19 protein-coding genes, 1 tRNA gene and 1 pseudogene are annotated in these 25,079 nt (G+C 69.0%); 11 read left to right on the top strand and 10 right to left on the bottom strand.

All coding sequences use genetic code 11. The annotated features are described in order from the left end of the window. Nucleotides 1-105: pseudogene (locus ACP93_RS22370) on the top strand (IS110 family transposase); the annotation flags it as partial. A 131-nt stretch (nucleotides 106-236) separates the two neighbouring features. Here the strand turns inward: ACP93_RS22370 and ACP93_RS18405 are convergent. Further along, nucleotides 237-953 carry a hypothetical protein gene (locus tag ACP93_RS18405; RefSeq protein ID WP_048492113.1) on the bottom strand — a complete coding sequence of 239 codons (717 nt, stop codon included), beginning with the start codon at nucleotides 951-953 and terminating at the stop codon, nucleotides 237-239. Continuing rightward, nucleotides 950-1,906: a hypothetical protein gene (locus ACP93_RS18410; RefSeq protein WP_048492114.1), complete on the bottom strand. Its 957-nt coding sequence runs from the start codon at nucleotides 1,904-1,906 to the stop codon at nucleotides 950-952. Before ACP93_RS18410 ends, ACP93_RS18405 begins: the two co-directional genes overlap by 4 nt. A 119-nt stretch (nucleotides 1,907-2,025) precedes the next feature. On the opposite strand from ACP93_RS18410, the gene ACP93_RS18415 reads away from it, so the two are divergent. The 5 genes from ACP93_RS18415 (at nucleotide 2,026) to cyoD (ending at nucleotide 6,327) form a co-directional block, all read left to right on the top strand. Continuing rightward, nucleotides 2,026-2,101: transfer RNA gene (locus ACP93_RS18415), tRNA-Thr, on the top strand. A gap of 316 nt (nucleotides 2,102-2,417) precedes the next feature. Continuing rightward, nucleotides 2,418-3,359, top strand: a complete 942-nt coding sequence (cyoA, locus tag ACP93_RS18420; protein ID WP_048492115.1) for a ubiquinol oxidase subunit II — start codon at nucleotides 2,418-2,420, stop codon at nucleotides 3,357-3,359. Further along, a complete protein-coding gene (gene cyoB, locus ACP93_RS18425) occupies nucleotides 3,359-5,359 on the top strand; it encodes a cytochrome o ubiquinol oxidase subunit I (RefSeq protein WP_048492116.1) in 2,001 nt (666 codons plus the stop codon). Before cyoA ends, cyoB begins: the two co-directional genes overlap by 1 nt. Before the next feature lie 3 nt (nucleotides 5,360-5,362). Beyond that, complete coding sequence (cyoC, locus tag ACP93_RS18430) at nucleotides 5,363-5,989, top strand: cytochrome o ubiquinol oxidase subunit III (RefSeq protein ID WP_048492117.1); 627 nt, start codon at nucleotides 5,363-5,365, stop codon at nucleotides 5,987-5,989. Continuing rightward, the gene (gene cyoD, locus ACP93_RS18435) at nucleotides 5,989-6,327 is read left to right on the top strand and encodes a cytochrome o ubiquinol oxidase subunit IV (protein WP_048492118.1); all 339 of its coding nucleotides are present in this window, start codon (nucleotides 5,989-5,991) and stop codon (nucleotides 6,325-6,327) included. Before cyoC ends, cyoD begins: the two co-directional genes overlap by 1 nt. A gap of 106 nt (nucleotides 6,328-6,433) precedes the next feature. On the opposite strand, the gene ACP93_RS18440 is transcribed toward cyoD, so the two are convergent. Continuing rightward, nucleotides 6,434-7,249, bottom strand: coding sequence for an RNA polymerase sigma factor (locus ACP93_RS18440; protein WP_048492143.1), 816 nt, complete (start codon nucleotides 7,247-7,249; stop codon nucleotides 6,434-6,436). A gap of 55 nt (nucleotides 7,250-7,304) precedes the next feature. On the opposite strand from ACP93_RS18440, the gene ACP93_RS18445 reads away from it, so the two are divergent. From ACP93_RS18445 to radA, 3 genes are all read left to right on the top strand, one after another. Next, the gene (locus tag ACP93_RS18445) at nucleotides 7,305-7,907 is read left to right on the top strand and encodes an ATP-dependent Clp protease proteolytic subunit (RefSeq protein ID WP_048492119.1); all 603 of its coding nucleotides are present in this window, start codon (nucleotides 7,305-7,307) and stop codon (nucleotides 7,905-7,907) included. A 127-nt stretch (nucleotides 7,908-8,034) separates the two neighbouring features. After that, nucleotides 8,035-9,924 carry a M61 family metallopeptidase gene (locus tag ACP93_RS18450; protein WP_048492120.1) on the top strand — a complete coding sequence of 630 codons (1,890 nt, stop codon included), beginning with the start codon at nucleotides 8,035-8,037 and terminating at the stop codon, nucleotides 9,922-9,924. A 308-nt stretch (nucleotides 9,925-10,232) separates the two neighbouring features. Then, entirely contained in the window at nucleotides 10,233-11,618 is a 1,386-nt protein-coding gene (radA, locus tag ACP93_RS18455; RefSeq protein ID WP_048492121.1) for a DNA repair protein RadA, read from the top strand. 313 nt (nucleotides 11,619-11,931) lie between these two features. Here the strand turns inward: radA and ACP93_RS18460 are convergent, their stop codons facing one another. The 6 genes from ACP93_RS18460 to ACP93_RS18490 form a co-directional block, all read right to left on the bottom strand. Further along, complete coding sequence (locus ACP93_RS18460) at nucleotides 11,932-13,236, bottom strand: jacalin-like lectin (protein ID WP_048492122.1); 1,305 nt, start codon at nucleotides 13,234-13,236, stop codon at nucleotides 11,932-11,934. Between the two features lie 110 nt (nucleotides 13,237-13,346). After that, nucleotides 13,347-14,648 carry a histidine-type phosphatase gene (locus tag ACP93_RS18465; protein ID WP_131721677.1) on the bottom strand — a complete coding sequence of 434 codons (1,302 nt, stop codon included), beginning with the start codon at nucleotides 14,646-14,648 and terminating at the stop codon, nucleotides 13,347-13,349. A 126-nt stretch (nucleotides 14,649-14,774) separates the two neighbouring features. Next, nucleotides 14,775-17,672, bottom strand: coding sequence for a TonB-dependent receptor (locus ACP93_RS18475; RefSeq protein WP_048492124.1), 2,898 nt, complete (start codon nucleotides 17,670-17,672; stop codon nucleotides 14,775-14,777). A gap of 285 nt (nucleotides 17,673-17,957) precedes the next feature. Next, nucleotides 17,958-18,953 (bottom strand): FecR family protein, encoded by a 996-nt coding sequence (locus ACP93_RS18480; protein ID WP_082143533.1) that lies wholly within the window; start codon nucleotides 18,951-18,953, stop codon nucleotides 17,958-17,960. A 65-nt stretch (nucleotides 18,954-19,018) separates the two neighbouring features. Further along, a complete protein-coding gene (locus ACP93_RS18485) occupies nucleotides 19,019-19,543 on the bottom strand; it encodes an RNA polymerase sigma factor (RefSeq protein ID WP_048492126.1) in 525 nt (174 codons plus the stop codon). Between the two features lie 349 nt (nucleotides 19,544-19,892). After that, nucleotides 19,893-21,617, bottom strand: a complete 1,725-nt coding sequence (locus tag ACP93_RS18490) for an IlvD/Edd family dehydratase (RefSeq protein WP_048492127.1) — start codon at nucleotides 21,615-21,617, stop codon at nucleotides 19,893-19,895. A 174-nt stretch (nucleotides 21,618-21,791) separates the two neighbouring features. Here ACP93_RS18490 and ACP93_RS18495 point away from each other — a divergent pair, with 174 nt between their 5' ends. Continuing rightward, nucleotides 21,792-22,589, top strand: a complete 798-nt coding sequence (locus ACP93_RS18495; RefSeq protein ID WP_048492128.1) for an SDR family NAD(P)-dependent oxidoreductase — start codon at nucleotides 21,792-21,794, stop codon at nucleotides 22,587-22,589. A gap of 324 nt (nucleotides 22,590-22,913) precedes the next feature. Here the strand turns inward: ACP93_RS18495 and ACP93_RS18500 are convergent, their stop codons facing one another. Beyond that, nucleotides 22,914-23,912, bottom strand: a complete 999-nt coding sequence (locus ACP93_RS18500) for a LysR family transcriptional regulator (protein ID WP_048492129.1) — start codon at nucleotides 23,910-23,912, stop codon at nucleotides 22,914-22,916. Between the two features lie 152 nt (nucleotides 23,913-24,064). Between ACP93_RS18500 and araD1 the strand changes: the two genes are divergently transcribed. Next, nucleotides 24,065-25,072, top strand: coding sequence for an AraD1 family protein (araD1, locus tag ACP93_RS18505; protein ID WP_048492130.1), 1,008 nt, complete (start codon nucleotides 24,065-24,067; stop codon nucleotides 25,070-25,072). Nucleotides 25,073-25,079 lie beyond the last annotated feature (7 nt).

A 25,079-nucleotide genomic window follows, 5' to 3' on the forward strand; every position in this document is an offset into this window, starting at 1 on the left:
GGCAAGCAAATCGTGTGTGCTGCCATGCGTAAGCTCCTGCACCTCGCCTACGGCGTCCTCAAATCGGGCACCGCGTTCGACCCGAAAAGGGCCCTTGCCTGCTAGGGGGTAAGACGGTATCTACGGGCAGCACGATGTGCGGCGATAGCGGATTAGAGGTGCGTCAAGCCGCTTCTGCATGTGAGCCCATCGCACGTCTTGCGTCCAGCGCTGGGCCGCGCCGCCGATGCCGCGATTCAGTGACGCTGCATGCCGCGCGGCCGTCCCTGCGCATCGAAGTCGATGCCCACGGTGACGCGATCGCCTTGCACGCCGTCCGGCATCCAGCGCAGGCGCCCGCGTCGGCCCACCAGCACGTACACGTGATCCACCTTGTCCGGCGTGGCCTGCAGCGCCTCGCCCTGTTCCTTCAGGGCCGTGGCCACCCGGTAAGCGCCCTCGAAATCGATGTCCTGCAGTGCGGCGGTGTCGGTGGCCGGCTTGAGGAACGGCCCGAACACGCGCGGATTGACCGGTGCGTCCTTGTGCCAGACCTCGTCGTGGAAGCTGTATTCGTCCACGTGGTCCGGCTGTGCGGGGTCCAGCAGCTCGAGTCCGATGCGGTTGTCGTAGAAATGCACGGCATGGAAGACGCGCAGGTCGTGGCCCTGCAGGGCGGGCAGGTCCGCCAGCGCCTGCCGCGCCGCGCGCAGCCGCTCGGGGTCGAACAGCAGGTTGCCGCGTGGTGCCGGCGTCGGCTGCGGTTCGGTGTCGGCAGCAGGGGCGGCCGGGGACGCCGCCAGCGACTGCGGCTTGGAGGGGGCCCGCAGGGCGGTCGCCGGGTCCGTCGCCTGCAGGCGCGATCCCGTCTGCAGGGTGGCGCGGATGGTGTCCCAGGCGCCGCCGGCGAAGGCGAGGCCGCCGAGCAGCAGGACCACGCCGGCGAAGACCACTGGGGTAGGCGGTGTCTTCATGGCAGCTCCAGGTCGGCGCGGGTGGGGTGTTGCGGGTCGTACAGTACCGACACCGTGTCGCGCGGCAGCTGCCCGACGTCGATCAGCGACACGAATCGCCGCAGCGTCGCCTCGTGCTTGTTGCCCGACGCGTCCTCGAACGCCACGCGGAACTCCACCTGCGGCTGTTCGTTGAGGGTGGTGCCGGTCTGGCGCACGTCCAGCACCCGTGCCCGCGCGCGCAGGCCGCGGTACTTCAAGGTCTCGTCGGTGGAGTTGCTGCGAATCACGCGCAGGATCACGCGCAGCGCCAGCACGTAGCCGTTGAGCACCAGCGCACTCATCAGCAGCGGGTGGTTGAAGGACAGGAAGGTCCAGCCCAGCCCGCGGTTCTGCAGGCGCCAGGCCACGACGTAGGCGGCGCCGACCAGGACCACCAGCAGCACCGCGCCGGCCGCGCGGCGCCACAGGCTGGCGCGGTCCAGGGCCGGCTCGGCGTCCTCCAGCACCAGGTTCGGGGTGGCGCCCGGCGTGGTGCTCAGCCGCAGCGGCACGCTGCGCCCGCTCTCGAAACGGCGTTGCGCCGGCTTGCGGTCCACGATCAGCAGGGTGTCGCGGATGGGCGTGCCGGACAGGTTGTCGAAGGCCAGGGTCAGCGACAGCTGCGGCCATCCTTTCACTTCGACCCCGGTCGGGGCGGCGCGCTCGATCAGCGCCTCGCGGCGCACACCGTGGGTGAGGAGGTGGCGCACGCGTTGCAGTGCGCGTCCGGGCATCAGCAGCAGCGTGTCCAGGTAGGCGTAGAGCAGGTGCAGCCACAGGCCCAACGACGGCGCCAGCAGGGTCAGCGCCCACCCGGGCGAACTGGGCTGGGCCAGCACGCGTGGCCAGTCGCTGGCGAAATAGAGGATGCAGGGGAAGGGGATGGCGAAGAACAGCAGAAACGCGAGCCAAAACCAGGCGAACAACTTCACGATGCGCGGGGGATGCGGACGACGGGGGCGGGAGGGTAACCCATCGATCGCTGCGCTCGCGCGAAGGCCCGGGCAGCGATTGACCCCGGCCCGGGCCGACGCCTAGAATTGCCAGTTCCGCCGGAATAGCTCAGTCGGTAGAGCGGCGCATTCGTAATGCGTAGGTCGCAGGTTCGACTCCTGTTTCCGGCACCAGTTGCACCCAGAAGGCAGCCGCGAGGCTGCCTTCCTGGTTTCTGCGATGCCGCTTTCTGCGACGCAGGTCCGTGCGTGCGACCGCCTGCGACGCCGTGTCGCAGCCGGGTGCGGCAATGTGTCGCACATAAAAACGCGGCCTGGCGCCCGCCCGGGCTTGTCAATGACTTCCGGAGTTGCGGCACGGCAGCATAAAATGCGTCGTTGATCGCGCATGCCGGCCCGGATGCCGCGGCGGACGCGGGACAGCCCCCTCTACGGCGCCCCGCCTCCCGCTCCCGCGCGGTTCGCATCCCCTACGCAATTGGATCGTTCGATGATTCCGTTGAAACAACTCCGGCGCTCGCTGCGCTCCGGTCTGTCGCTCCTGCCTGTGCTGTTGCTGGCCGGCTGCGACGCGGCCATCCTCAACCCCAAGGGTCAGATCGGCCACGACGAGAAGACGCTGCTGATCACCTCGGTGGTGTTGATGCTGCTGGTGGTGATCCCGGTCATCGTGATGACCCTGGCCTTCGCCTGGCGCTACCGCGCGTCCAACACCAAGGCCCGCTACGAGCCGAACTGGTCGCACTCCACCGCGATCGAGGTGGTGGTGTGGTCGATCCCGTGCATGATCATCCTGGTCCTGGCGGTGCTGACCTGGCGCTCCTCGCATGCGCTGGATCCGTACAAGCCGCTGGATTCGGACGTCAAGCCGATCACCATCGAGGCGGTGGCGCTGGACTGGAAGTGGATGTTCATCTATCCGGAGCAGGGCATCGCCACGGTCAACGAGATCGCGTTCCCGGTCGACACGCCGCTGAACTTCAAGATCACCTCCGACACGGTGATGAACTCGTTCTTCATCCCGCACCTGGGCACGCAGATCTATGCGATGGCCGGCATGGAGACCAAGCTGCACCTGATCGCCAACGAGCCGGGCGAGATGTTCGGCCTGTCGGCGAACTACAGCGGCCACGGCTTCTCGAAGATGGGCTTCGCCGCGCATGCCACCGACCGCGCCGGCTTCGACGCGTGGGTGGCCAAGGTCAAGGCGTCGCAGAAGACCCTGGACCAGGCCGAGTTCCAGGTGCTGGCGGCCAACCGCAACGACAAGGCCGCTTACCCGGTGACGTACTACGCCTCGGTGCAGGACGGTCTGTTCAAGTCGTTGATCGACAAATACATGATGGGCAAGGGCCACAAGATGGAAGGCCACGACGCTCATCCGGCATCGGCTGCTGAGCCGGTCGCCATGTGCACTTCTGGAGACAAGTGATGCTAGGCAAACTCACGCTCGAGGCGGTTCCGTACCACGAGCCGATCATCATGGCGGCCCTCGGCGGCGCCGGCCTGCTCGGCCTGCTGGTGGTGGCCGCGGTCACCAAGTACAAGCTGTGGGGCTACCTCTGGAAGGAGTGGTTCACCTCGGTCGACCACAAGCGCATCGGCGTCATGTACATCGTGGTGGCGCTGGTCATGCTGCTGCGCGGCTTCGCCGACGCGGCGATGATGCGCACCCAGCAGGCGATCGCGCACGGCGGCAACGAAGGCATCTTCCCGCCGCACCACTACGATCAGATCTTCACCGCGCACGGCGTGATCATGATCTTCTTCATGGCCATGCCGTTCATGACCGGCCTGTTGAACCTGATCGTGCCGCTGCAGATCGGCGCGCGCGACGTGGCGTTCCCGTTCCTGAACTCGCTGAGCTTCTGGCTGTTCGTGGCCGGCGCGGCGCTGGTCAACATCTCCCTGGGCGTGGGCGAGTTCGCGCAGACCGGCTGGCTGGCCTACCCGCCGCTGTCCGGGCTGGAATACAGTCCAGGCGTCGGTGTCGACTACTACATCTGGGCGTTGCAGATATCAGGCCTGGGCACATTGCTCACCGGCATCAACTTCTTCGTGACGATCATGCGCATGCGCGCGCCGGGCATGACCCTGATGCGTATGCCGATCTTCACCTGGACCGCGCTGATCACCAACATCCTGATCATCGCCGCGTTCCCGATCCTGACCGTGGCGCTGGCGCTGCTGGGTGCGGACCGCTACCTGGGCACGCACTTCTTCACCAACGACGGTGGCGGCAACGCCATGATGTACGTCAACCTGATCTGGATCTGGGGCCACCCGGAGGTCTACATCCTGATCCTGCCGGCGTTCGGCATCTTCTCCGAGCTGATCGCCACCTTCAGCCGCAAGCGCCTGTTCGGCTACACCTCGATGGTGTACGCGACCTCGTGCATCGGCGTGCTGTCGTTCATCGTATGGCTGCACCACTTCTTCACCATGGGCTCGGGCGCCAACGTCAATGCCTTCTTCGGCATCACGACGATGATCATCTCGATCCCCACCGGCGTGAAGATCTTCAACTGGCTGTTCACCATGTTCCGCGGCCGCGTGCACATGACCGCACCGGTCCTGTGGACCATCGGCTTCATCATCACCTTCGTCATCGGCGGCATGACCGGCGTGATGCTGGCGATCCCGGCGGTGGACTTCGTGCTGCACAACAGCCTGTTCCTGATCGCGCACTTCCATAACGTGATCATCGGCGGCGTGGTGTTCGGTTACCTGGCGGGCCTGACCTACTGGTTCCCGAAGGCGTTCGGCTTCAAGCTCAACGAGACGCTGGGCAAGGCCTCGTTCTGGTGCTGGATCATCGGCTTCTTCGTCGCCTTCATGCCGCTGTACGTGCTCGGCTTCATGGGCATGACCCGGCGCATGAACAGTTACAACCATCCGGAGTGGGCGCCATGGCTGATGGTGGCCGCGGCGGGTGCGGCGATCATCGGCACCGGCATCTTCCTGAACCTGGTGCAGATCGGTTACAGCATCTGGAAGCGCAAGGACAACATGGACCTGACCGGCGATCCGTGGGACGGCCGGACCCTGGAGTGGGCGACCTCCTCGCCGCCGCCGTTCTACAACTTCGCGGTGCTGCCGCACATCGACGACCGCGATCAGTTCTGGGAAGACAAGCTCAAGGGCAAGGGCTGGCCGCGTCCGGCCAAGTACGAACCGATCCACATGCCGCGCAATACGGCGGCGGGCTTCTGGATCGGCGCCTTCAGCATCGTCCTGGGTTTCGGTCTGACCTGGCACATCTGGTGGATGGCGGTGATCGGCCTGGTCGGCATGATCGGCAGCTTCATCGCGCGCACCTTCGATGACGACATCGATTACTGGGTCCCGGCGGAGGAAGTGGAACGCATCGAGAACGCGCGTTTCGCCCTGCTGGAACAGCAACACGCGGCCAACGCCGCAAAGGCGGTCTGAACCATGGCTTCCACGACGCTCGATCCCCACGCCGCCCAAGCGGGCGGCCACGACCACGACCACGAACACCATGACGCGGGCGGCAACACCGTCTTCGGGTTCTGGGTCTACCTGATGAGCGACTGCCTCATCTTCGCCGGCCTGTTCGCCACCTACGCGGTGCTGGCCGGCGCGACGGTGGACGGCCCGACCGCCAAGGAACTGTTCGACCTGAAGTTCGTGCTGGTGGAAACCTTCCTGCTGCTGTTCAGCAGCCTGGGCTTCGGCCTGGCGATGATCTCGGCGAACAAGCGCAGCATGGGCGGCCTGTACGGCTGGCTGGCGGTCACCGCGGCGCTGGGCCTGGGCTTCCTGGGCATGGAACTCTACGAGTTCCATCACCTGATCGAAGAGGGCGCCGGCCCCGGCCGCAGCGCGTTCCTGTCGGCCTTCTTCACCCTGGTCGGCACCCACGGTCTGCACGTGGCCTCGGGCCTGCTGTGGATGACCGTGCTGGTGATCCAGATCGCCAGGAACGGCCTGACCCCGCGCAACATGACCCGCCTGGCGTGCCTGAGCCTGTTCTGGCACTTCCTGGACGTGATCTGGATCGGCGTGTTCACCATCGTCTACCTGCTGGGAGCGCTGTAATGGCCAACCATCATTCCTCCGACGCGCACGCCGAGCACGGCCATGGCGGCGGCCTGAAGTCCTACCTGGTCGGCTTCGTGCTGGCGGTGATCCTGACCGTGATCCCGTTCGGCATGGTGATGAGCGGGGCGTTCCCGCGCGGCGTCACCGTCATCGTCATCGCGGTGCTGGCCGCGGTGCAGATGCTGGTGCACCTGATCTACTTCCTGCACATGGACCGTTCGGCCGAACAGCGCTCCAACGTGCACGTGGGCCTGTTCTCGCTGCTGATCATCGGCATCGTGGTGGTCGGCTCGCTGTGGGTGATGCACAACCTCAACGTCAACATGATGCACTGAGCGGGCATTCCTGCCGCGCAACGCAACGGGCCGCCAGGCGACTGGCGGCCCGTTGCGTTTGCGGCGATGCAGTCGCACTGGCGATGTCCGCAGGAATGCGCCGGGATCACGCCAGGCAGGGCGTCTCGGCGAGTTCGCACAACGGCAGCCAGGTCAGCACGCCGTCGCGGTTGCGGATCAGCAGCCCCAGTTGGCCGTGTTGCTGGAGTGGCTGGGCGTAGACCGGCGCGGGGCTGGGCGCGTCACCGTATGCCGAGGCCGACACCGAGAAGGCGCTGGCCAGCAGGGTCTGCGGCCGCGCCGCGCGCAAGGTGGCGACCAGCCCGGCCGGATCGCCGTGTCGCAAGGCATGGCGGCACAGCGCCAGCAGGCAGGCATCGTCGTCGTGCGGATCGGCAGTCGCCGGCGCGGGGGCGTCCTCCATCGCCGCACGTGCGCGCTGCAACAGGCGCCGCAGGTGTTGGCGCGAGGCGCTTTCGCTGCGCGCCGACAACGCCGCCAGGTCGGCATGGCTGAAGTCGAAGGCCTCGGCGAGCAGCAGCATCGCCATGTCGCCGGCCGGCAGCGTGCGCACCAGCGTCGCCACAGCCTGCGCCACGTCCGCGCTGTGGAGGGCGTGGCGCTCCGGCCCTTCCGGGTCGTCGGTGACGGACAGCGCGTGTTCCTGTGCGATGCGCTCCAGCAAGGCCCGGTGGCGGCCGCGGCGGCGCAGGCGGTCGATGCACAGATGGCGCAGCACGGTGGTCAGCCAGGCGTCGCGGCCGCCGGCAGGCAGCGGTCCCCGCGCGGCGCGCAGATAGGCCTCCTGTACCAGGTCCTCGGCGTCCTTGCCCTGGCCGAGCCAGCGGTGTGCCAGGGCCAGCAACTGGCGGCGCAGCGCGTCGTCGCTGCGCGCCGCCTGCGCGTCGGTCGGGAATGTCACGTCGCGGCCCCGTCGTTCGTTGGGAGGGAAACCCACCATACATGGAGACAGGCCGATGCTGCGTTCCGACGAGACCTCCCCCGCCGCGCCCGCCGCGCTAGCGCCGTCCGGCGCCTTCCTCGAGGAAAAGGCGTTCCGCGCGCGGACCTTGCTGCTGTTCGGCACCATCACCGACGCCAGCGCCTACCAGACGGTGCGCCACCTGCTGGCGCTGGATGCCGAGTCCGATGCGCCGATCGCGATGATCGTGTCCTCGCCGGGCGGTCATCTCGAATCCGGCGACGCCATCCACGATGCGCTGCGCTTCATTTCCGCGCCGGTCGACATGATCGGCTCGGGTTGGGTCGGCAGCGCGGCCACGCACGTGTTCCTCGGGGTGCCGCGCGAGCGCCGGGTGTGCCTGCCGCAGACCCGGTTCCTGATCCATCAGCCCAGCGGCGGCGCCGGCGGCCCGGCCAGCGACATCGCCATCCAGGCCAGCGAGATCCTCAAGGCGCGTGCCCGCATCGCCAAGGTCATTGCCCGCGAGACCGGCCAGCCGCTGGAGCGCGTTGAGGCCGACATCGAGCGCGACTGCTGGATGTCGGCGCAGGAGGCGATGGACTACGGCCTGGTATCGCGCATCGTCGAGCGGCGCAGCCAACTGGCCGGGCGCTGAGCGCGCTCTCCGCCACGTGCCACAGGCGCCGTGCGCCGGGCATGACCTATGGCATGGCACGCGGCGGCGGCGCAGGCATAGCATGGGGGTTTGCCTGTCCGCTGTCGTTCGCCCCCCTGGAGACCCCATGAACAAGTCCACCGCCTGGATGGCGCCGTTGCTGCTGGCCGCCACTGTCGCGTTCCAGGCCTCGGCGCAGACCGCCCCGCCGCGCGATGTGCCGTTCGCCGGCACGCTGAAGATCGAGGTCGATGCCACCGATCTGGCCCATCGCATCTTCCGCGTGCGCAGCACCATCCCGGCCACGCCGGGGCCGATGACCCTGCTGTACCCGCAGTGGATCCCCGGCAACCATTCGCCGACCGGCCCGATCGACAAGATCGCCGGGCTGGTGATCAAGGCCAACGGCAAGGTGCTGCCGTGGACGCGCGACCAGTACGACGTCTATGCGTTCAAGATCGACGTGCCCGCCGGCGTCAGCGAAATCGTCGCCGAGTATCAGTTCCTGTCCTCGCAGGGCGACGGCCAGGGCCGGGTGATGATGACCCCGGAGATGCTCAACCTGCAGTGGAACACCACCGCGCTGTATCCGGCCGGGGTGTACGCGCGCAACATCAAGGCGCAGGCCAGCGTGACCCTGCCGGCCGGCTGGAGCTATGCCACCGCGCTGGAGACCGCCACGCGCAGCGGCGACACGGTGACCTTCAAGCCGATCGATTTCGACGACCTGGTCGACTCGCCGATGTTCGCCGGCAAGTATTACAAGCGCATCGTGCTGGACGCCAAGGACAAGGCGCCGGTGGCGTTGAACGTGTTCGCCGACAAGCCCAAGTCGCTGGAGGCCAAGCCCGCGCAGGTGCAGGCGCACGTGGCCCTGGTGCAGCAGATGGACAAGCTGTACGGCGCGCGCCACTTCGACCACTACGAGTTCCTGCTGGCGCTGACCGACAAGCTCGGCGGCATCGGCCTGGAGCACCACCGCTCCAGCGAGAACAGCGGCCCGCTCGACTACTTCACCGACTGGGATCAGAGCTGGGAGATGCGCGACTTGCTCGCGCACGAGTTCAACCACTCCTGGAACGGCAAGTACCGCCGCGGCGCCGACCTGGCCACGCCCAACTTCAATGTGCCGATGGGCGACAGCCTGCTGTGGCTGTACGAGGGCCAGACCCAGTTCTGGGGCGAGGTGATCGCGGCGCGCGCGGGGCTGTGGACGCAGGACCAGGCCCGCGACATGCTGGCCAACGTCGCCGCGGTCTACCAGCGGGGCCGTCCCGGCCTGGCCTGGCGCGCACTGCAGGACACCACCAACGATCCGACCATGTCGATGCGCCGGCCACGCGCCTACCGCAGCTACCAGTTGAGCGAGGACTATTACTCCGGCGGGCAGATGCTGTGGCTGGAGGTCAACGCGAAGCTGCGCGAGCTCAGCGGCGGCAAGCGCTCGCTGGACGATTTCGCCAAGGCGTTCTTCGGCATGCACGATGGCGCCTGGGACGTGAACACCTACACCTTCGACGACATCGTCGCCACGCTCGATGGGATCGCCAAGTACGACTGGGCGAGCCTGCTGCGCAGCCGTCTCGACGACCATGGCTCGCTGGTGGGCGGCATCGAGGCCAGCGGCTGGAAGCTGGTCTATACCGATCAGCCGAACGCGGCCAGCAAGACCTCCGAGGCGCGCAGCAAGAACCTGGACCTGAGCTATTCGCTGGGACTGAGCCTGGACGAGCAGGGCCGGGTGCAGGCCGTGCTGTGGGACAGCCCGACGTTCAACGCCGGCCTCATCGCCGGCAACCGCGTGGTCGCAGTCGGCGGCCGCGAGTACAGCGCCGAGGCGCTCAAGGATGCGATCACCGCGGCCAAGGGCGGCAGCACGCCGATCGAACTGCTGGTCAAACGCGGCGACCGCTACGACACCTTGCGCATCGCTTACTACGGCGGCCTGCAGTATCCGCACCTGGAGCGCATCGCCGGCACCCCCGATCGCCTGAGCGAGCTGTACAAGGCGCGTTGAGTCGGCAAATGCCCCCGCCCGGCGTCGTCACGCCGGGTGGCGGGGAACGGCGTTTGCGTTGTGCTGTGCGATAAGTGATCGATCGCAGTCGCTGCGTTGAGGAAGCATGCGGTGTATCTGTCGTAGGAGCGGCTTCAGCCGCGACGGGGCATGACCGGTAACGCCCGTTCGCGGCTGAAGCCGCTCCTACGGAAATGCGGGGTTTACCGGCTCGCCGAGGCCGCTGGGCGAGCGCGGCGCACCGCCGTCGCGGACGCTGAGACCGCCAGCCACTATGCTGATGCATTGTCTGAGCGGACCAGAAGCAGATGGCGAAAGCGAAAACGGCCTATGTCTGCGGCGAGTGCGGCGCCGAATACACCAAATGGCAGGGCCAGTGCGCCGAGTGCGGTGCCTGGAACTCGCTGAGCGAGATCGTGCTGGAGAGCGCGGCCACGGCCAAGGCGCCGGCTGCGGCGCGGCGCAGTGGCTGGGCCGGCAAGGCCGAGACGCCGAAGATCACCGCGCTCAAGGACGTCGAGCATCGCGACCAGGCACGCGTGTCCACCGGCATCGGCGAGTTCGACCGGGTGCTCGGCGGCGGCCTGGTCGAGGGCGCGGTGGTGCTGATCGGCGGCGACCCGGGCATCGGCAAGTCGACCCTGCTGCTGCAGGCGCTGGCGAAGATGGCCGGCACCCTGCCGGTGCTGTACGTGACCGGCGAGGAATCGCTGGGCCAGGTCGCCGGGCGCGCGGTGCGCCTGGACCTGCCGCTGGACGGCCTCAACGCGCTGGCCGAGACCGGCATCGAGCACATCCTGCAGCACGCCAGCGCGGCGCGGCCCAAGCTGATCGTCGCCGACTCGGTGCAGACCCTGTGGACCGAGGCGCTGACCGCCGCGCCCGGCTCGGTGAGCCAGGTGCGCGAGAGCGCGGCGCGGCTGGTCCGCTATGCCAAGGAGACCGGCACCGCCGTGTTCCTGGTCGGCCACGTCACCAAGGAGGGCGGTATCGCCGGCCCGCGCGTGCTCGAGCACATGGTTGATGCGGTGCTGTATTTCGAGGGCGAGAGCGGCAGCCGCTTCCGCCTGCTGCGCGCGTTCAAGAACCGCTTCGGCGCGGTCAACGAACTGGGCGTGTTCGCGATGGGCGAGAAGGGGCTGAAGGAAGTCTCCAACCCCTCGGCGATCTTTCTGTCCGGCGGCAGTGCGCACCAGCCCGGCAGTTGCGTGATGGTGACCCGCGAGGGCACCCGGCCGCTGATGGTGGAGGTGCAGGCGCTGGTCGATGCCTCGCCGCTGTCCAATCCGCGGCGCGTGGCGGTGGGCCTGGAGCAGAACCGGCTGGCGATGCTGCTGGCGGTGCTGCACCGCCATGGCGGCATCGTGGTCGGCGACCAGGACGTGTTCGTCAACGTGGTCGGCGGCATCCGCGTGCAGGAAACCGCAGCCGACCTGCCGGTGCTGTTGGCGGTGCTGTCGTCGCTGCGCGACCGGCCGCTGGCGGAGAAGACCATTGCCTTCGGCGAGGTCGGCCTGTCCGGCGAGATCCGCCCGGTGCCCAATGGCGAGGACCGGTTGCGCGAAGCCGCCACGCACGGCTTCAAGCGCGCCATCGTGCCCAAGGCCAATGCGCCCAAGACCGGCACGGTCAAGGGCATGGAGGTGATCGCGGTGGAGCGCCTGGCGCAGGCGCTGGAAGCGGCCAGCGAATAGGCCGCAGGCGTCGGCAGGCAGCGGCTCGCCGTCCTCGTGTGCTGTGTTACTTCGAATCGTGGCGTGGTGGCGTGGTGGCGTGTGCGCTAGTGCTGCCCACGTAGACTCGCCCGCCGCATCGCGCGGCCTGGTGTGGAGATTTTCTCTCCGTACCGTCAGCCACGCTGCATCCGCTCGTTGCACGTCGATGCGCGCGCCCCGCGACGGGCCGCAGCCGGCGCATCATCTTCGGTAAGGCGAACGGCGCGCGTCGCTACGCGCGCCGTTGCCGTTGCCGTTGCATTGCCGAGGGCGCGATGGCGCCGCGGTTCCGTCAATCCTTGCGGTAGATCGCGCCGAGCTTGTCGATCTCGTCGCCGTCGCGGCCGGTGAAGCCGGCGATGTGCCAGCCGCTGGGCGCCGTGAGCGTGTAGGTCTCGCTGGTCGGCGTGCCGGCGCTGAGCCTGCGGCCCTGGTTGGTGCGCAGGCTCAGCGAGAACAGCCGGGTGTGGCCGTTGTACTGGCCCACGCTCAGCGTGGCCGAGGTCAGCCGCTCGTTGCTGCCCAGGCGCAGCGTGACCGCGTCACCGCCGCTGCCACCGTGGGCCAGGGTGCTGCCGTTGTCCAGGCCCAGCGCGATGCCGTCCAGGCGCGAGGCGCCACGCAGGGTCACGCTGGCGATTGTGCGCTGCTCGGCGCCCTTGGTGATGTCGTTGAACGGCGTGCCGTGCGGGCCGCCGTACTGGTCGCTGGTGCGCACGGTGGTACCGACCGCCCAGCCGAACTGCGCGGCCAGCGGGTAGTGGTCGGACAGCGGCTTGCCGGCGCTGTCGTAGAAGTTGCCGTCGTCGAGCTTGTAACGGTTGGCGACCAGGGTCAGTTGCGGCGCGTCGCGGTACAGGATCTTGTCCACCACTTCGCAGTCGTTGGTCGGCGGAGTGCCGCACAGCAGCGGCGCGGCGCCGGCGGCCGGCACGCTGCCCTTGACCAGTTCCACCCACGCATCGGTCAGGCCATTGGCGGAAATCAGCGTGCGGATGTTGTCGTCGGCGCGGGTGTAGCGGGTGTTGGAGTCCATCATCACCAGCACCGCGTTGCCGGCCGACCAGGTCTGGATGAACTGCGAGAGCTGGCTGATGTTGGCGCGCCGCGCGGCCAGGTCGGCGCTCTCGGTGCCGGCGTTGGGGTGCGCGTTGTACACGTCCAGCAGCACGCCGTCGTCCAGGCGCACGCGCATGTAGCTGAAGCCCTTGGGGGTGAGGCAGTCGGTGCCGTTGCACTTGTCCCACTTGATGCGGGTGAAATCGTCGAAGCGGTAGTTGCTCAGCGTGTTGAGGCCGTCGCCGATCGCCGCGCCACCGCTGGTGGGCGTACGGTAGGGGTGCTGGTCGCCCGCGTACAACGTGGCGTGGTAGTTGAAGTCTTCCTGCACGTTGATCAGGCCGTACGGCGCCAGCTTCGGTGCGATCTGGGCGGTGTTGGCGGCCGGGTTGCTGCTGGAGATGCCCTGCGGCAGGCCGGCGACGTTGTAGGTGAGCACGTCGAGCACGCCGACGTCCGATTGCGCGTGGACCACGCCGGCGCAGGCCAGGCTCAATCCGATGCCGTAGCTCACGAGGGTGCGTAGATGCTGGATCATGAATCGCCTCTTGCGGGTTGGGAGGAACAGCGGGTGGCGCGAGCGCCAGGGGGCGGTGCCGGAAAGCACCGATGCCGCCGCGCGACCGGCCGGGGCCGGCGCACGTGGCGTCATGGGGTCAGGAACTGCGGATCGAGCGCGGCCTCGACCGCGGCGGCGAAGGCGGGTAGCGGGCAGTCGTAGGCGGTGTCGGCGCGGCTGCACTGCGGGATGAACACCGCCGACGCCAGCGGCGGTGCCTGCACGGTCAGCGCGCGGCGTTCGCGCAGTTGCGCCAGGCTCTGCGCGGTGTAGCGCAGACGGATCACCCGTTCGCCGTCGGCACGGCGCCAGCGCTCGAACACCAGCGCGCCGCCGGGCACGGTCTGGTCGGGCTGGTAGCCGGGCAGTTGCCAGTGCAGGTCGAGCATGCCGGCCAGCAGGGTCAGGGTGCCGTCGTGACCGGACAGCACCACCAGCCGTGCCGCGCCGCCGATCGGCGCGGCGTGCGTGGCCTGGCCGCTGCCGTCCAGCAGCGTCGCCAGCAGCCGCGCCGCCAGCGGCGAGGCGGCCATGCGCGCCACGGTGGGCGCGCGCAGGCGCAGCGCGAATTCGGCCTGGTGCGGGGCGAAGGCGCGCAGCAGGCTGGCTTCGTCGACGCCGCGCCAGCCCAGTGCGGCGAAGTCCTGGCCGTCGGCCCAGGCCATCAGCAGGCTTTCGCTGATACCGGAGGCCGCCGCGGCCGGGCCTTCGATGCCGGGGATCGCGTCGTCGGCGTCGCCCAGCCGCGCCGGCACCGCATCCAGGCGCAGCTTGCCGCCGCCGGCGTCGGCCGGGCAGGGCCGCTGCGCGCACTGCAACAGCAGGTGCTGCAGGCTGTCGATGGCATCGGCCTGTGCCGCGTTCCAGGCCTGCGCATCGCCGCCGATGCGGCCGGCGATGGCCGCGCGCATCTGCGCCACCGCGGCGGGAGTGCGCAGGGCGGGTACACCGTCGAACAGCGGGTCGGAGGCACCGTCGGCGACGCTGTGCACCGGGTTGGCGCAGCCCGGGGTCAGCGTGCTGGCCAGCGCCTGCGCCGAGGCGAGGGTGCGCTGGGTGCGGTTGGCCCAGTAGTACGCGGCCGCGCAGCCGTCGCCGGCGAACAGCCCCAGCGGTGCATAGCGGGCGCGGTAATAGGCGCCGAACAGCCGTTCCAGCGCGGCGCCGTTTGCGGTGAGATTCCCGGCGGGCACCGCAAAGCGCGGCCATGGGCGCGCCGAATAGCGCTCCAGTTGCTCCGCACTGGACATCGCCGCACGCACGCCGTGGCGCTTGAGGATGAGGACTTTTTCCAGGGTCTCCGTCGTGGCCGGTTGCGCGCGTGCCGCGGTGCAGGCCAGCGATGCGAAGGCGAACAGGACGAGAGTGGCGAGGCGCGGCAGCGATGGCATCGGCAAACTCCAGGCAGAGGCGGTACGCCGCGCGCGGCGGTGCGCGCACGGTGCGATGGCCGGCGTCCGCGGCGATGCAGGCCGCGGGGCGGGCTGGCTGCCGCGCGTGGGCGGCAGCGCGGCTGATCAGAAACGTGCGCGCAAGCCGACCGACCAGGTGCGGCCGTAGTCGGTGTAGCCGCCGAACAGGCGGTCGCCGACGTACTGGCGCTGCACGGCGCCGGTGAGATTGATCGCGTTGACGAACACCGACAGGGTGTCGTTGACCTTCCAGGCCACGTTCGCGTCGAGGCTGCCGAATTTGTCGCTGTTGAGCGTGGCGACGTTGGCGGTGCCGACCGCGTTGACGATGTCGTCGCTCCAGCCATAGCTCACCCGCGCCATCAGCGGCCCCTTCTCGTAGAACAACACGGCGTTGTAGGTGTTCTTGGCTACGCCTTCGAGGCTGTCGGTGAAGGTGCGGGCGCCGTCGCGGTAGGTGGCCTCGCTGTCGGTCCAGGTGTAGTTGAGCTGCATGCCGAGTCCGTCCAGCGGCGCCGGCAGGCCGGCGAAGACCTGCTGGTAGGCCACTTCCACGCCCTTGACGCTGGCCTGGCTGCCGTTGGTCTTGGACGAGAGCAGGTAGGTCTGGCCCTGGTACTGCAGGTTCGACATCTGGGTCTGGATGAAGCGCGAGATGTCCTTGTAGAACACGCCGCCGGTCAGTGCCGAGGTGCCGTCGATGTACCACTCGAAGGTCAGGTCGTACTGCCAGGCCTCGAACGGACGCAGCGACGGGTTGCCGCCGCTGGCGGTGAGGATCTCGCCGCTGGAATTGAAGGTGAGCTTGGAGGACAGGTCGGTGAGGTCGGGACGGGTGATCACCTTGGCCGCGGAGCTGCGCAGCACCATGTCCTCGCGCACGTCCCAGGCGGCGTTGAACGAGGGCAAGGCGTTGCTGTAGCTGCGCGCGAAGTGCACCGGTTGCGCACTGCCGTTGACGTCGGCGTGGCCGTCGGTGGTCTGCTCGGTGCGCACCAGGCGCACGCCGATGTTGCCGCGCAGTTCCCGTCCGGCCAGTTCGCTGCCGAAGTCGGCCATCGCATAGGCCGAGCCGATCTTTTCCTTCACCTCGTAGGAGTTCTGCAGGTCGGCGCTGTTCGGCGTGTTGACCAGGTCCGCGGCGGTCGGCCAGGTGCCGAAGAAGCGCGATTCGATCGGCGCCAGCCACTGCCGCGGCAGGGTGCCGTTGGCGTCGGTCAGCATGTCGTCCACCGGTAGCGCGGTGAAGTTGCCGGCCGGGAAACGCACGCCGGCGATGCTGGTCAGCAGCAGGTCGGCGCGGTCGTAGGTGCGCGAGCGCTGCCGGTACTTGGCGCCGAACTTGAGCTCACGAAAGAAGCCGCCGCCGAGCGTGCGCTTGGCGTCGAACTGCAGCGCGTCCTCCTTGTCGCGCGCATCGATCTCGCGCCATTCCAGGCGCCGGCCAGCCACGCTGGCCGGATTGGTCGGGTCGAAGCCGTTGCTGAAGCGCCAGTCGGGCACGTCGTCGCCATCGGCCTGCGGCATGTCCACGCGCATGGACAGGTTGGTGCCGCTGCGCAGGCGCGTGCGCCGGATCGGATCGGAATCGTAGCTGTGCGCCTGCGAGTGGAACGCCACTGCGCCCAGCGTCCACGCATCGCCGCTCCAGGTGCTGGACAGGCGCGCGCTACGATTGTCGTCGGTGATGCCGGAGGTCTCGCGCGAGATCTGCACCTGGCCGTTGCGGTAGTCGAAGCCGGCGATACCGTCATGCGCCACGCGCAGGTTGCTGAGCTTGGCCAGGCTGTCGAAGCCCACGCCCAGGCTGTATTCGTCGTAGTGCACGGTCTGCTTGGCGTAGAGCAGGTCCAGGTTGGTTTCCCACGCCGCGCTCGGTTTCCACTGCAGCGAGGCGGCGATGCCGGTGCGCTCGCGCTGCTCCAGTTCCAGCGTCGGGCGCAGGCCGGTGGGCACGTAGTGGGCGCCGGGCACGCCCGGCACGCCGTCGCGGTAGTAGTCCCAGCTCACTTCGTTGACCCGGTCCTGGCGCAGGCTGCGCTGCGCGTAGGCACCGGACAGCAGCAGGCCGAAGGTGCCGTCGGCGTTGACCCAGTTGAACAGGCCGGACACGCGCGGGTCGTTGGCGTGGGTGCGCTGCGCCTGGCTCGACTCCAGCGACACGTTGGTGAGCGTTTTACCCAGTTCCAGCGGGCGGAAGGTGCGCACGTTGACGATGCCGCCGATCGCGCCTTCGTCCAGGTCGGCGGTGGGGCTCTTGATCACCTCCAGGCCGGCGACCAGCTCTGCCGGCAGCGTGTCGTAGCGGAACTGGCGGCCGGTCTGGCCGGAGGTGCGCACGTTCTCGTTGACCGCCATGGTCTGGCCGTTGAGCGTGGTCACCTGGAAGTTGGGGCCGAGGCCGCGCACGCGCACGTATACGCCTTCGCCGCGGTCGCGCACGATCGACACGCCGGGCACGCGCTGCAGCGCTTCGGCCACGTTCTGCGCCGGCAGCTTGCCGATGTCCTCGGCGGCGATCACATCGACCACGCTGTCGGCGTAGCGCTTCTCGCGCAGCGCGGCGCTGAGGCTGCCGGCGTAGCTGCCGAGCACCTGGATGCTGTCCAGTTGCTTGACCGGCGCATCCGCCGGCGTCACCGGTGCCGGCGTCGGTGCGGCCGTCATCGCCGCCGGTGCAGTGGTCGCTGTTTCCGCCGGCGCGCTCGCTGACTCGATCGTCACCGTGGTCGGGGTGAGGAAGCGGTAGCGCAGGCCGGTGCCGTCGAGCAGTTGCTGCAGCGCCTGGTCCGGCGCGGCGCCAGCGCGGCTGCCATGCGTCTGCGGGTTGCCGGTGCTGCCGGCGGCATAGACGAACTGCAGGCCGGTCTGTCGCGACAGCGCATTGAGCGCGCGCGCCAGCGGCTGCGCGGGAATCGCATCGACCGCGACGGGCGCGGGTTGCGCGCCAGCGGCGCCGGCGTGCAGGGCGAGGGCGATGGAAAGGAACAGGGTGCGGCGCATCGTCGGGTCCTGTGAGAGCGGGGGTGGTGTGGTGCGCGCGGCATCGCCAATGGGCGTTTGCCTGCGCTGTCCCCGGACTACGAGGCGCGACGGCGACGATCGGGCACCGTTTTTCGATGAATTTTCTGTGACACGTGCGTGGGGGCTGGCGTCGCGTACGCGCGACTGCGCGCGTGCACGATGCGTGTGACGCGCTGATGGCGCGCGACTGCGCGCCGGCCGCTCGTTCTGGACGATGCGTGCGCGATGCATGCGTCGCGCATTGCGCACGACGCACCTGTCGCGTTACTGCAGGCGTGCCTGCGTGGGTATGCGGCTGCGCACGTGGATGCCGTCGGCACCGGTGTGCACCTGCAGCGTCGGCTGCGCATCGAGGAAGGCGCGAAGGGCGGCGACATCGTCACCGCGCAGGTTGCCGGTCAGCCGCATCGCACCGGCGTCGGCGTCGTCGATCAGCAGGCGCGTGCGATTGAGCCGGTTGAAATCCTCGGCGACGTTGGCCAACGGTTCGTCGCGGAACACGATGCGGTGTTGCCACCACGCGTGCATGGCCGCGACGTCCTCGTTGCCCAGTTCGACCCGGCCATCGGTGGTGTCGATGCGCGCGCTCTGGCCTGCGCCGAGATCGGCCAGCATCGGCTGTTGCGGCTGGTCCTGGCGCCATACGTGTACGCGGCCGGCGGAGACTTCGATGCGTGCCTGGTCCGGGTGCAGCGCGATGTCGAAGGTGGTGCCGATGTCCTCCACGCGCAGGCCGCTGGCCTGCACCTGCAGCGGGCGCCGGTCGGCGGCGACCACGAAGCTGGCCTGGCCCTGTAGCAACTGCAGCGTGCGACTCCATGGGGTCAGCGTGGCCTGCACCCGGGTCTGCGCGTTGAGCCGCACCACGCTGCCGTCGGCCAGCTGCACGCTGCGTTGTTCGCCGAGCGCGGTGGTGTAGGTCTGGCTGCGCGGCCAGGCCCAGCCGACCAGCACCGCCACCGCGCACATCGCGGCGGCCGCGGCCAGGCGCCAGCGCGGCGCGGCGTTCGTGCGCGCCGCGCGCGCCGGCGTTGCCGCTGTCGCGCGCTGCGGCACGGGCAGGGCGATCACGTTGCCGGCTGCTGTGGCGTCGGCGTCGTCGCTGGCGAGCAAGGCGTCCACGTCCAGGTCCATGCCGCGCAGCGCCTCGCCGAGGTCGCCGGCCACGCGCTGCATCGCCAGATACTCGCGAAGGTGCTGCGGCGAGGCGGTCAGCCAGTCCAGCAACTGCTGTTCCTGTTTTGTGTCCAGCGGCTGCATGCGCTGCACCGCATGCCAGTGCGCGGCATCGGCGATGGCGCTGCGCGACGAGAAGGTGCTGTCGTTCACCAGCGTTCTCCGCTGTCGGCCAGCGCGCGTCGGCAGGCCGACAGCCCACGCACCACGTGCTTCTTGACCATGTGCGGCGATACGCCCATGCGTTCAGCGATCTGCTTGTAGCTCAGCCCGTCGCGGTACTGCATCACCAGCACCGCGCGGGTGCGCGCGGGCAGTTCGGCGAGCAGGGCCTGCAGGTGCTGCTGGCGCTGCCGCCGGTGTGCGCTGTCTTCCACGTCGTCTCCCGCCGCCAGCAATTGCGAGAACTGCTCCATCTCCTCGATGCGCAGCGGCGCCTGGCGGCGACGCGCGGCCTGTTCGCGCGCCAGGTTCTGCGCGACGGTGTACAGATAGGCTTCGGGATTGGCGATGGCTTCGCCCTGCTGCCGATGCGCGCGCAACAGCCGCAGATAGGTCTCCTGCACCATGTCCTCGGCGTCTTCGCGTGCGCCGCGGCGCACGAAGAACCCGCGCAGCACCGGGCCGTGTTCCGCGAACATGCGCGCCCATGCGCGTTTGGGGTGAGCCGCCACCGAGCCTGCCTTGTCCCTGGGGTGCGGGGCAGGCTAGAAGCTGCAGATGACGGTTCGGTGACGTGGGCGCGGTGCGCCCCGAAAAGGCGGTCTGTTTCGCGACACGTGCGGGTGGCCTCGCGCGGCTTCCAATCGCCAGAAGAGCTGCACTTGTAGGAGCGGCTTCAGCCGCGACCACGCGTTACCGATGGCGCCTGTCGCGGCTGAAGCCGCTCCTACGAAATCACGGTGATGCGTGGCGAATGTGGCGGTTGGAAGTGGCTTGCAGTCGCGACGAGGCGCTATCGGTAACGCCTGTCGCGGCTGAAGCCGCTCCTACGAAACTCGTGGAAGCCTCTCGCTGCGGGCGCTAATGCGAATCGCGCGCCACCGCGTCGCCGCTGCCGCCGACCAGGAAGTCCAGGTCCGCGCCCAGGTGCGCCTGCTGCACATGCTCCACGTACAGCTTGCTCCAGCCGCGCGTCGGCGCCGGTGGCGGTGTCCATTCGCTGCGCCGGCGCAGCAGTTCCTCGTCGCTGACTTCCAGGTGCAGCGCGCGGCCCGGCACGTCGAGTTCGATGATGTCGCCGTCGCGCACCAGCGCCAGGGTGCCGCCGGCGGCGGCCTCGGGCGAGGCGTGCAGCACCACCGTGCCGTAGGCGGTGCCGCTCATGCGCGCGTCGGAGATGCGCACCATGTCGGTGATGCCGGCGCGCAGCAGCTTCGGCGGCAGCGGCATGTTGCCGACTTCGGCCATGCCCGGGTAGCCGCGTGGACCGCAGTGCTTGAGCACCATGACGCAGTCGGCGTCGATGTCCAGCGCCTCGTCGTCGATGCGTGCCTTGAAGTCCTCGATGCTCTCGAACACCACCGCGCGGCCGCGATGCCGCAGCAGGTGCGGCGAGGCGGCCGAGGGCTTGATCACCGCGCCGTCCGGCGCCAGGTTGCCGCGCAGCACGGCGATGCCGGCCTCCGCGCGGACCGGCGCGTCCAGTGGGTGGATCACCTCGCGGTTCCAGCACGGCGCCTGGGCCACGTTCTCGCCCAGGGTGCGGCCATTGACGGTGCGCACGTCCAGCGCCAGTTCGCTGCCGAGTTCGCGCATCACCGCGGGCAGCCCGCCGGCATAGTAGAAATCTTCCATCAGATACTGGCCGGACGGTTTGAGATTCACCAGGCACGGCAGCCGCGAGCCGAGCCGGTCCCAGTCGTCCAGCTGCAGCGGCACGCCCACGCGGCCGGCCAGGGCGAGCAGGTGCAGCACCGCATTGGTCGAGCCGCCGATCGCCGCATTGACCTTGATCGCGTTGGCGAAGGCGTCGGCGGTGAGGATCTGCGACATGCGCAGGTCCTCTTCCACCATCTGCACGATGCGCCGCCCGCTGAGCCGCGCCAGCCGCGCGCGGCGTGCGTCCACCGCCGGGATCGCCGCGTTCTCCGGCAGCGACATGCCCAGCGCCTCGACCATGCTGGCCATGGTCGAGGCCGTGCCCATGGTCATGCAGCTGCCCTTGGAGCGCTGCATGCAGGCTTCTGCCTCGACGAACTCGTCCTGGCCCAGCGTGCTGGCGCGGACCATCTCCGACATCTCGATCACCCCGGTGCCCGAGCCCAGCGGCTGCCCGCGCCAGTTGCCCGACAGCGACGGCCCGCCGGACACGCCGATGGTCGGCAGGTCCACGCTGGCCGCGCCCATCAGCAAGGACGGGGTGGTCTTGTCGCAGCCCATCAGCAGCACCACACCATCCAGCGGATTGGCGCGGATCGATTCCTCCACGTCCATGCTGGCCAGGTTGCGGAACAACATCGCGGTGGGGCGCATCTGCGTCTCGCCCAGCGACATCACCGGGAACTCCAGCGGGAACCCGCCGGCCTCGTACACGCCTTTTTTGACGTGCTCGGCCAGCTCGCGCAGGTGGCCGTTGCACGGGGTCAGCTCCGACCAGGTGTTGCAGATGCCGATCACCGGGCGGCCATCGAACATGTCGTGCGGATGGCCGGCGCTCTTGAGCCAGCTGCGGTAGTAGAAGCCCTGCTTGCCTTCGCGCCCGAACCACGCCTGGCTGCGGCGCGGCGGTTTGCTGGGTGAGCCCATGTCGGCGGATTCCTCGAGTCCAGGACGCCGGGATCCGCCTTGAACGCAAGCCGCCCCCGGATGCTTTACGCCGGGCATGCTAGCGGGCATATTGATACGTGAAAAATAGCAAATATCTTCAAATGGATATTTGTTTTCATATATCAAAAACCTATCCACCTAGAGCGAAATGGCATGGACAACTCGGCAAGCGCGGCTCCTTCCCCCCTCGGCAACGCAACCTACGGCAGCCTGCGCGGGCGCCGCGTCTTCATCACCGGCGGTGGCTCCGGCATCGGCGCCGCGCTGGTGGAGGCCTTTGCCGCCCAAGGTGCGCAGGTGGCCTTCGTCGATGTCGCGGCCGAACCCAGTGCCGCGCTGGCCGAGCGGCTAGCCGCGGGCGGCCTGACCGCGCCGTGGTGGCGCCGCTGCGACGTCACCGACGTGGCCGCGCTGCAGGCGGCGATCGGCGCAGCGGCGGCCGAACTGGGCGATTTCCACGTACTGCTCAACAACGTCGGCAGCGACGACCGCCACGCCTTGGAGGCGGTGACCCCCGACTATTGGGAGCGCTGTGTGTCGATCAACCAGCGTGCGGCGTTCTTCGCCATCCAGGCGGTGGTGCCGGGCATGCGGCGGCTGGGTGGCGGTTCCATCGTCAACCTCGGCTCCACCGGCTGGCAGAGCAAGACCGGCGGCTATCCGGTTTATGCCACCGCCAAGTCCTCGGTGAACGGCCTGACCCGCGGCCTGGCGCGCGACCTGGGCGCGGCGCGGATCCGCATCAACGTGCTGACCCCGGGCTGGGTGATGACCGAACGCCAGGTCACCCTGTGGCTGGACGAGGCCGGCGAGCGCGAACTGGCGCGCAACCAGTGCCTGCCGGACAAGGTGATGCCGGAGGACATCGCGCGCATGGCGCTGTTCCTGGCCTCGGACGAGGCGCGCGCGATCACCGCCCAGGAGTTCGTGGTGGATGGCGGCTGGACTTGAGGGCAGTCGGGCGTCTGGCCTCGTGGGAGGGCTTAGGTTCGGATAGGGCACCAGTGGGGGAGGTGTCCCGCTTCGCTTGTCGGGGCTGAAGCCCCTCCCACAAGAAGCTGAGCGCTGCTGCTGGGCAGCGACGTTGTGGGAGGGACTTCAGTCCCGACGCGACCGGCTGTGTTCTGAGAGTGACGGGTGGTTTCCACGTTACGAGGCGCGGCTGAAGGGCACCTCCAGAAATCTGCTTGCCGCGGCACACCCGTGCTTGTCGTAGGAGCGGCTTCAGCCGCGACGGGCATTCCCGATACCACTTGGTCGCGGCTGAAGCCGCTCCTACGAAAGACGCGATCCACTGTCCGTCGGCGGTGATGCATCTGTCGCTGGCACCGCGACGCCGTAGACCGTGGCCGCAGCCTCCTGCAGCGCCTGCAGCACGATCCGTGCGCCCGGCGACAGCAGCCAGTCGCGGCGGGTGATCAGGCCGAAGGCGTCCATGCGGCAGGACAGCGCCACCGGCACGATCGCCACGCTGCCGTGGTCGGCGAAATGCCGGGCCACGTCCTCCGGCACCACCGCCAGCGCGTCGCCATGGCGCAGCAACTGCGGCAGCACCACCAGCGCCGAGGTCTCGATCACCCGCTTGGGCGCCTCCAGCCCGGCGTTCTGGAACATCAGTTCGAAACGGTGGCGCAGCACGCTGCCGTCCGGCGGCACGATCCAGGGCGCATCGGCCAACACGGCCAGCGTCGGCGCCGGCGCCGCCAGCAGCGGATGGCCGGGGCGGGCGATGGCGCAGACCTTTTCCTCGGCCAGCGCCTGGTAGTGCAGGTGGCGCTTGTCGTGCCGCGCGAACAGCCGCGCCACCACGATGTCGAGCTTGTTCTGCGCCAGTTGCTCGAGCAGCACATCGCTGCCGTCCACGCGCAGGCCCACCCGCAGCAGCGGATGCTGCGCGCCGACCTGGGCCAGCGCGGACGGCAGCAGGCTCATCGCCGGGCCGGCGATCGCGCCGACGCCGACGCTGCCGGCATAGCCGGCCTTCAGCGCGGCGATCTCGGCGCCAGCCTCGCCGAGGCTGGCCAGGGCGATGCGCGCGTGGCGGATCATCGCCTCGCCGTACCAGGTCGCGCGCATGCCGCGCGGCAGGCGCTCGAACAGCGGCACCGCCAGCATGTCCTCCAGGTCCTTGAGCAGCTTGGACGCGGCCGGCTGCGACATGTTCAAGGTCTCGGCGGCGCGGTGGATGTTGCCTTCCTCCTCGATCGCCAGCAGCAGCATCAATTGCCGGGTCTTCAGGCGGGCGCGGACGAACCAGGGCGGGGAAGCGGACATGGCGCTCGGAAAGATACGAATGTTCGTATACCTTAAGCCAAAACCGATATTTGTTGCATATAGGTCGTGCGGCCAGAATAGGACGGGCGCATCGCGTCGCGCGTGTCCCGCGCCGCGCGCTGCGCGCCCGCATTCCGACAGGCGACCGATTCATGCGATTGATCCAGTTGCTCGATGACGCCGGCACGCCCGGCGTCGGCGTGGTGGAAGACGACGGCCGCCAAGTGCGGCTGCTGCGCGAGGTGGCGTCGACCTACGCGCTGGCCAACGCGGCGCTGGCCGCTGGCGACAGCCTGGAGGCGCATGCGCAGCACCTGCGTGGCGAGCGGGTGCTCGACTATGCCGCCTTGCTGGCCGACGGCCGCGTGCTGCCGCCGTTGACCCATCCGGACCCGGCGCATTGTCGCGTCACCGGCACCGGCCTGACCCACCTGGGCAGCGCGGCGACCCGCGATGCCATGCACCAGAACCTGCAGCAGCAGGCGGCGCAGGGCACGCTCACCGATTCGATGAAGATCTTCCAGCTTGGCGTGGACGGCGGCATCCCGCGCGACGGCCAGCCCGGCGCGCAGCCGGAATGGTTCTACAAAGGCGACGGCAGCACTCTGGTCGCGCCGGGCGCGCCGCTGCCGTCGCCGGACTTCGCCCTGGACGGCGGCGAGGAGCCGGAACTGGTCGGGTTGTACGTGATCGGCGCCGACGGTGTGCCGTACCGGCTCGGCTTCGCGCTGGGCAACGAATTCTCCGACCACGTCACCGAGCGCCAGAACTACCTGTACCTGGCCCATTCCAAGCTGCGCGCCTGCGCGGTCGGCCCGGAGCTGCGCTGCGGCGACCTGCCGCGCGACCTGCGCGGCCACAGCCGCATCCGCCGCGGCGATGCGGTGATCTGGGAGAAACCCTTCGTTACCGGCGAGGCCAACATGTGCCACTCGCTGGCCAATCTCGAGTACCACCATTTCAAGTACGCCACGCACCGCGTGCCCGGCGACGTACACCTGCATTTCTTCGGCACCGCCACGCTGAGCTTCGCCGACGGCGTGCAGGCGCAGCCCGGCGACCGCTTCGAGATCGAACTGCCCGAGTTCGGCGCGGCGCTGGTCAATCCCTTGCAGCGCGTCGACAGCGGATTCGCCCTGGGCGGCGTGCGCGCGCTGTAGACCGCAC

Origin of the sequence: Xanthomonas sp. NCPPB 1128, from assembly GCF_001043115.1 — a bacterium.
In the GTDB taxonomy this organism is placed as follows: Bacteria; Pseudomonadota; Gammaproteobacteria; order Xanthomonadales; family Xanthomonadaceae; genus Xanthomonas_A.

Coding starts and splice junctions, on each gene's coding strand:
- ACP93_RS18450 (WP_048492120.1), top strand. CDS start 8,035: ATGAACAAGTCCACCGCCTGGATGGCGCCGTTGCTGCTGGCCGCCACT.
- ACP93_RS18495 (WP_048492128.1), top strand. CDS start 21,792: ATGGACAACTCGGCAAGCGCGGCTCCTTCCCCCCTCGGCAACGCAACC.
- ACP93_RS18460 (WP_048492122.1), bottom strand. CDS start 13,236: ATGATCCAGCATCTACGCACCCTCGTGAGCTACGGCATCGGATTGAGC.
- ACP93_RS18405 (WP_048492113.1), bottom strand. CDS start 953: ATGAAGACACCGCCTACCCCAGTGGTCTTCGCCGGCGTGGTCCTGCTG.
- ACP93_RS18480 (WP_082143533.1), bottom strand. CDS start 18,953: ATGCAGCCGCTGGACACAAAACAGGAACAGCAGTTGCTGGACTGGCTG.
- ACP93_RS18475 (WP_048492124.1), bottom strand. CDS start 17,672: ATGCGCCGCACCCTGTTCCTTTCCATCGCCCTCGCCCTGCACGCCGGC.
- ACP93_RS18490 (WP_048492127.1), bottom strand. CDS start 21,617: ATGGGCTCACCCAGCAAACCGCCGCGCCGCAGCCAGGCGTGGTTCGGG.
- cyoC (WP_048492117.1), top strand. CDS start 5,363: ATGGCTTCCACGACGCTCGATCCCCACGCCGCCCAAGCGGGCGGCCAC.
- cyoB (WP_048492116.1), top strand. CDS start 3,359: ATGCTAGGCAAACTCACGCTCGAGGCGGTTCCGTACCACGAGCCGATC.
- araD1 (WP_048492130.1), top strand. CDS start 24,065: ATGCGATTGATCCAGTTGCTCGATGACGCCGGCACGCCCGGCGTCGGC.
- ACP93_RS18465 (WP_131721677.1), bottom strand. CDS start 14,648: ATGCCATCGCTGCCGCGCCTCGCCACTCTCGTCCTGTTCGCCTTCGCA.
- cyoD (WP_048492118.1), top strand. CDS start 5,989: ATGGCCAACCATCATTCCTCCGACGCGCACGCCGAGCACGGCCATGGC.
- cyoA (WP_048492115.1), top strand. CDS start 2,418: ATGATTCCGTTGAAACAACTCCGGCGCTCGCTGCGCTCCGGTCTGTCG.
- radA (WP_048492121.1), top strand. CDS start 10,233: ATGGCGAAAGCGAAAACGGCCTATGTCTGCGGCGAGTGCGGCGCCGAA.
- ACP93_RS18445 (WP_048492119.1), top strand. CDS start 7,305: ATGCTGCGTTCCGACGAGACCTCCCCCGCCGCGCCCGCCGCGCTAGCG.
- ACP93_RS18500 (WP_048492129.1), bottom strand. CDS start 23,912: ATGTCCGCTTCCCCGCCCTGGTTCGTCCGCGCCCGCCTGAAGACCCGG.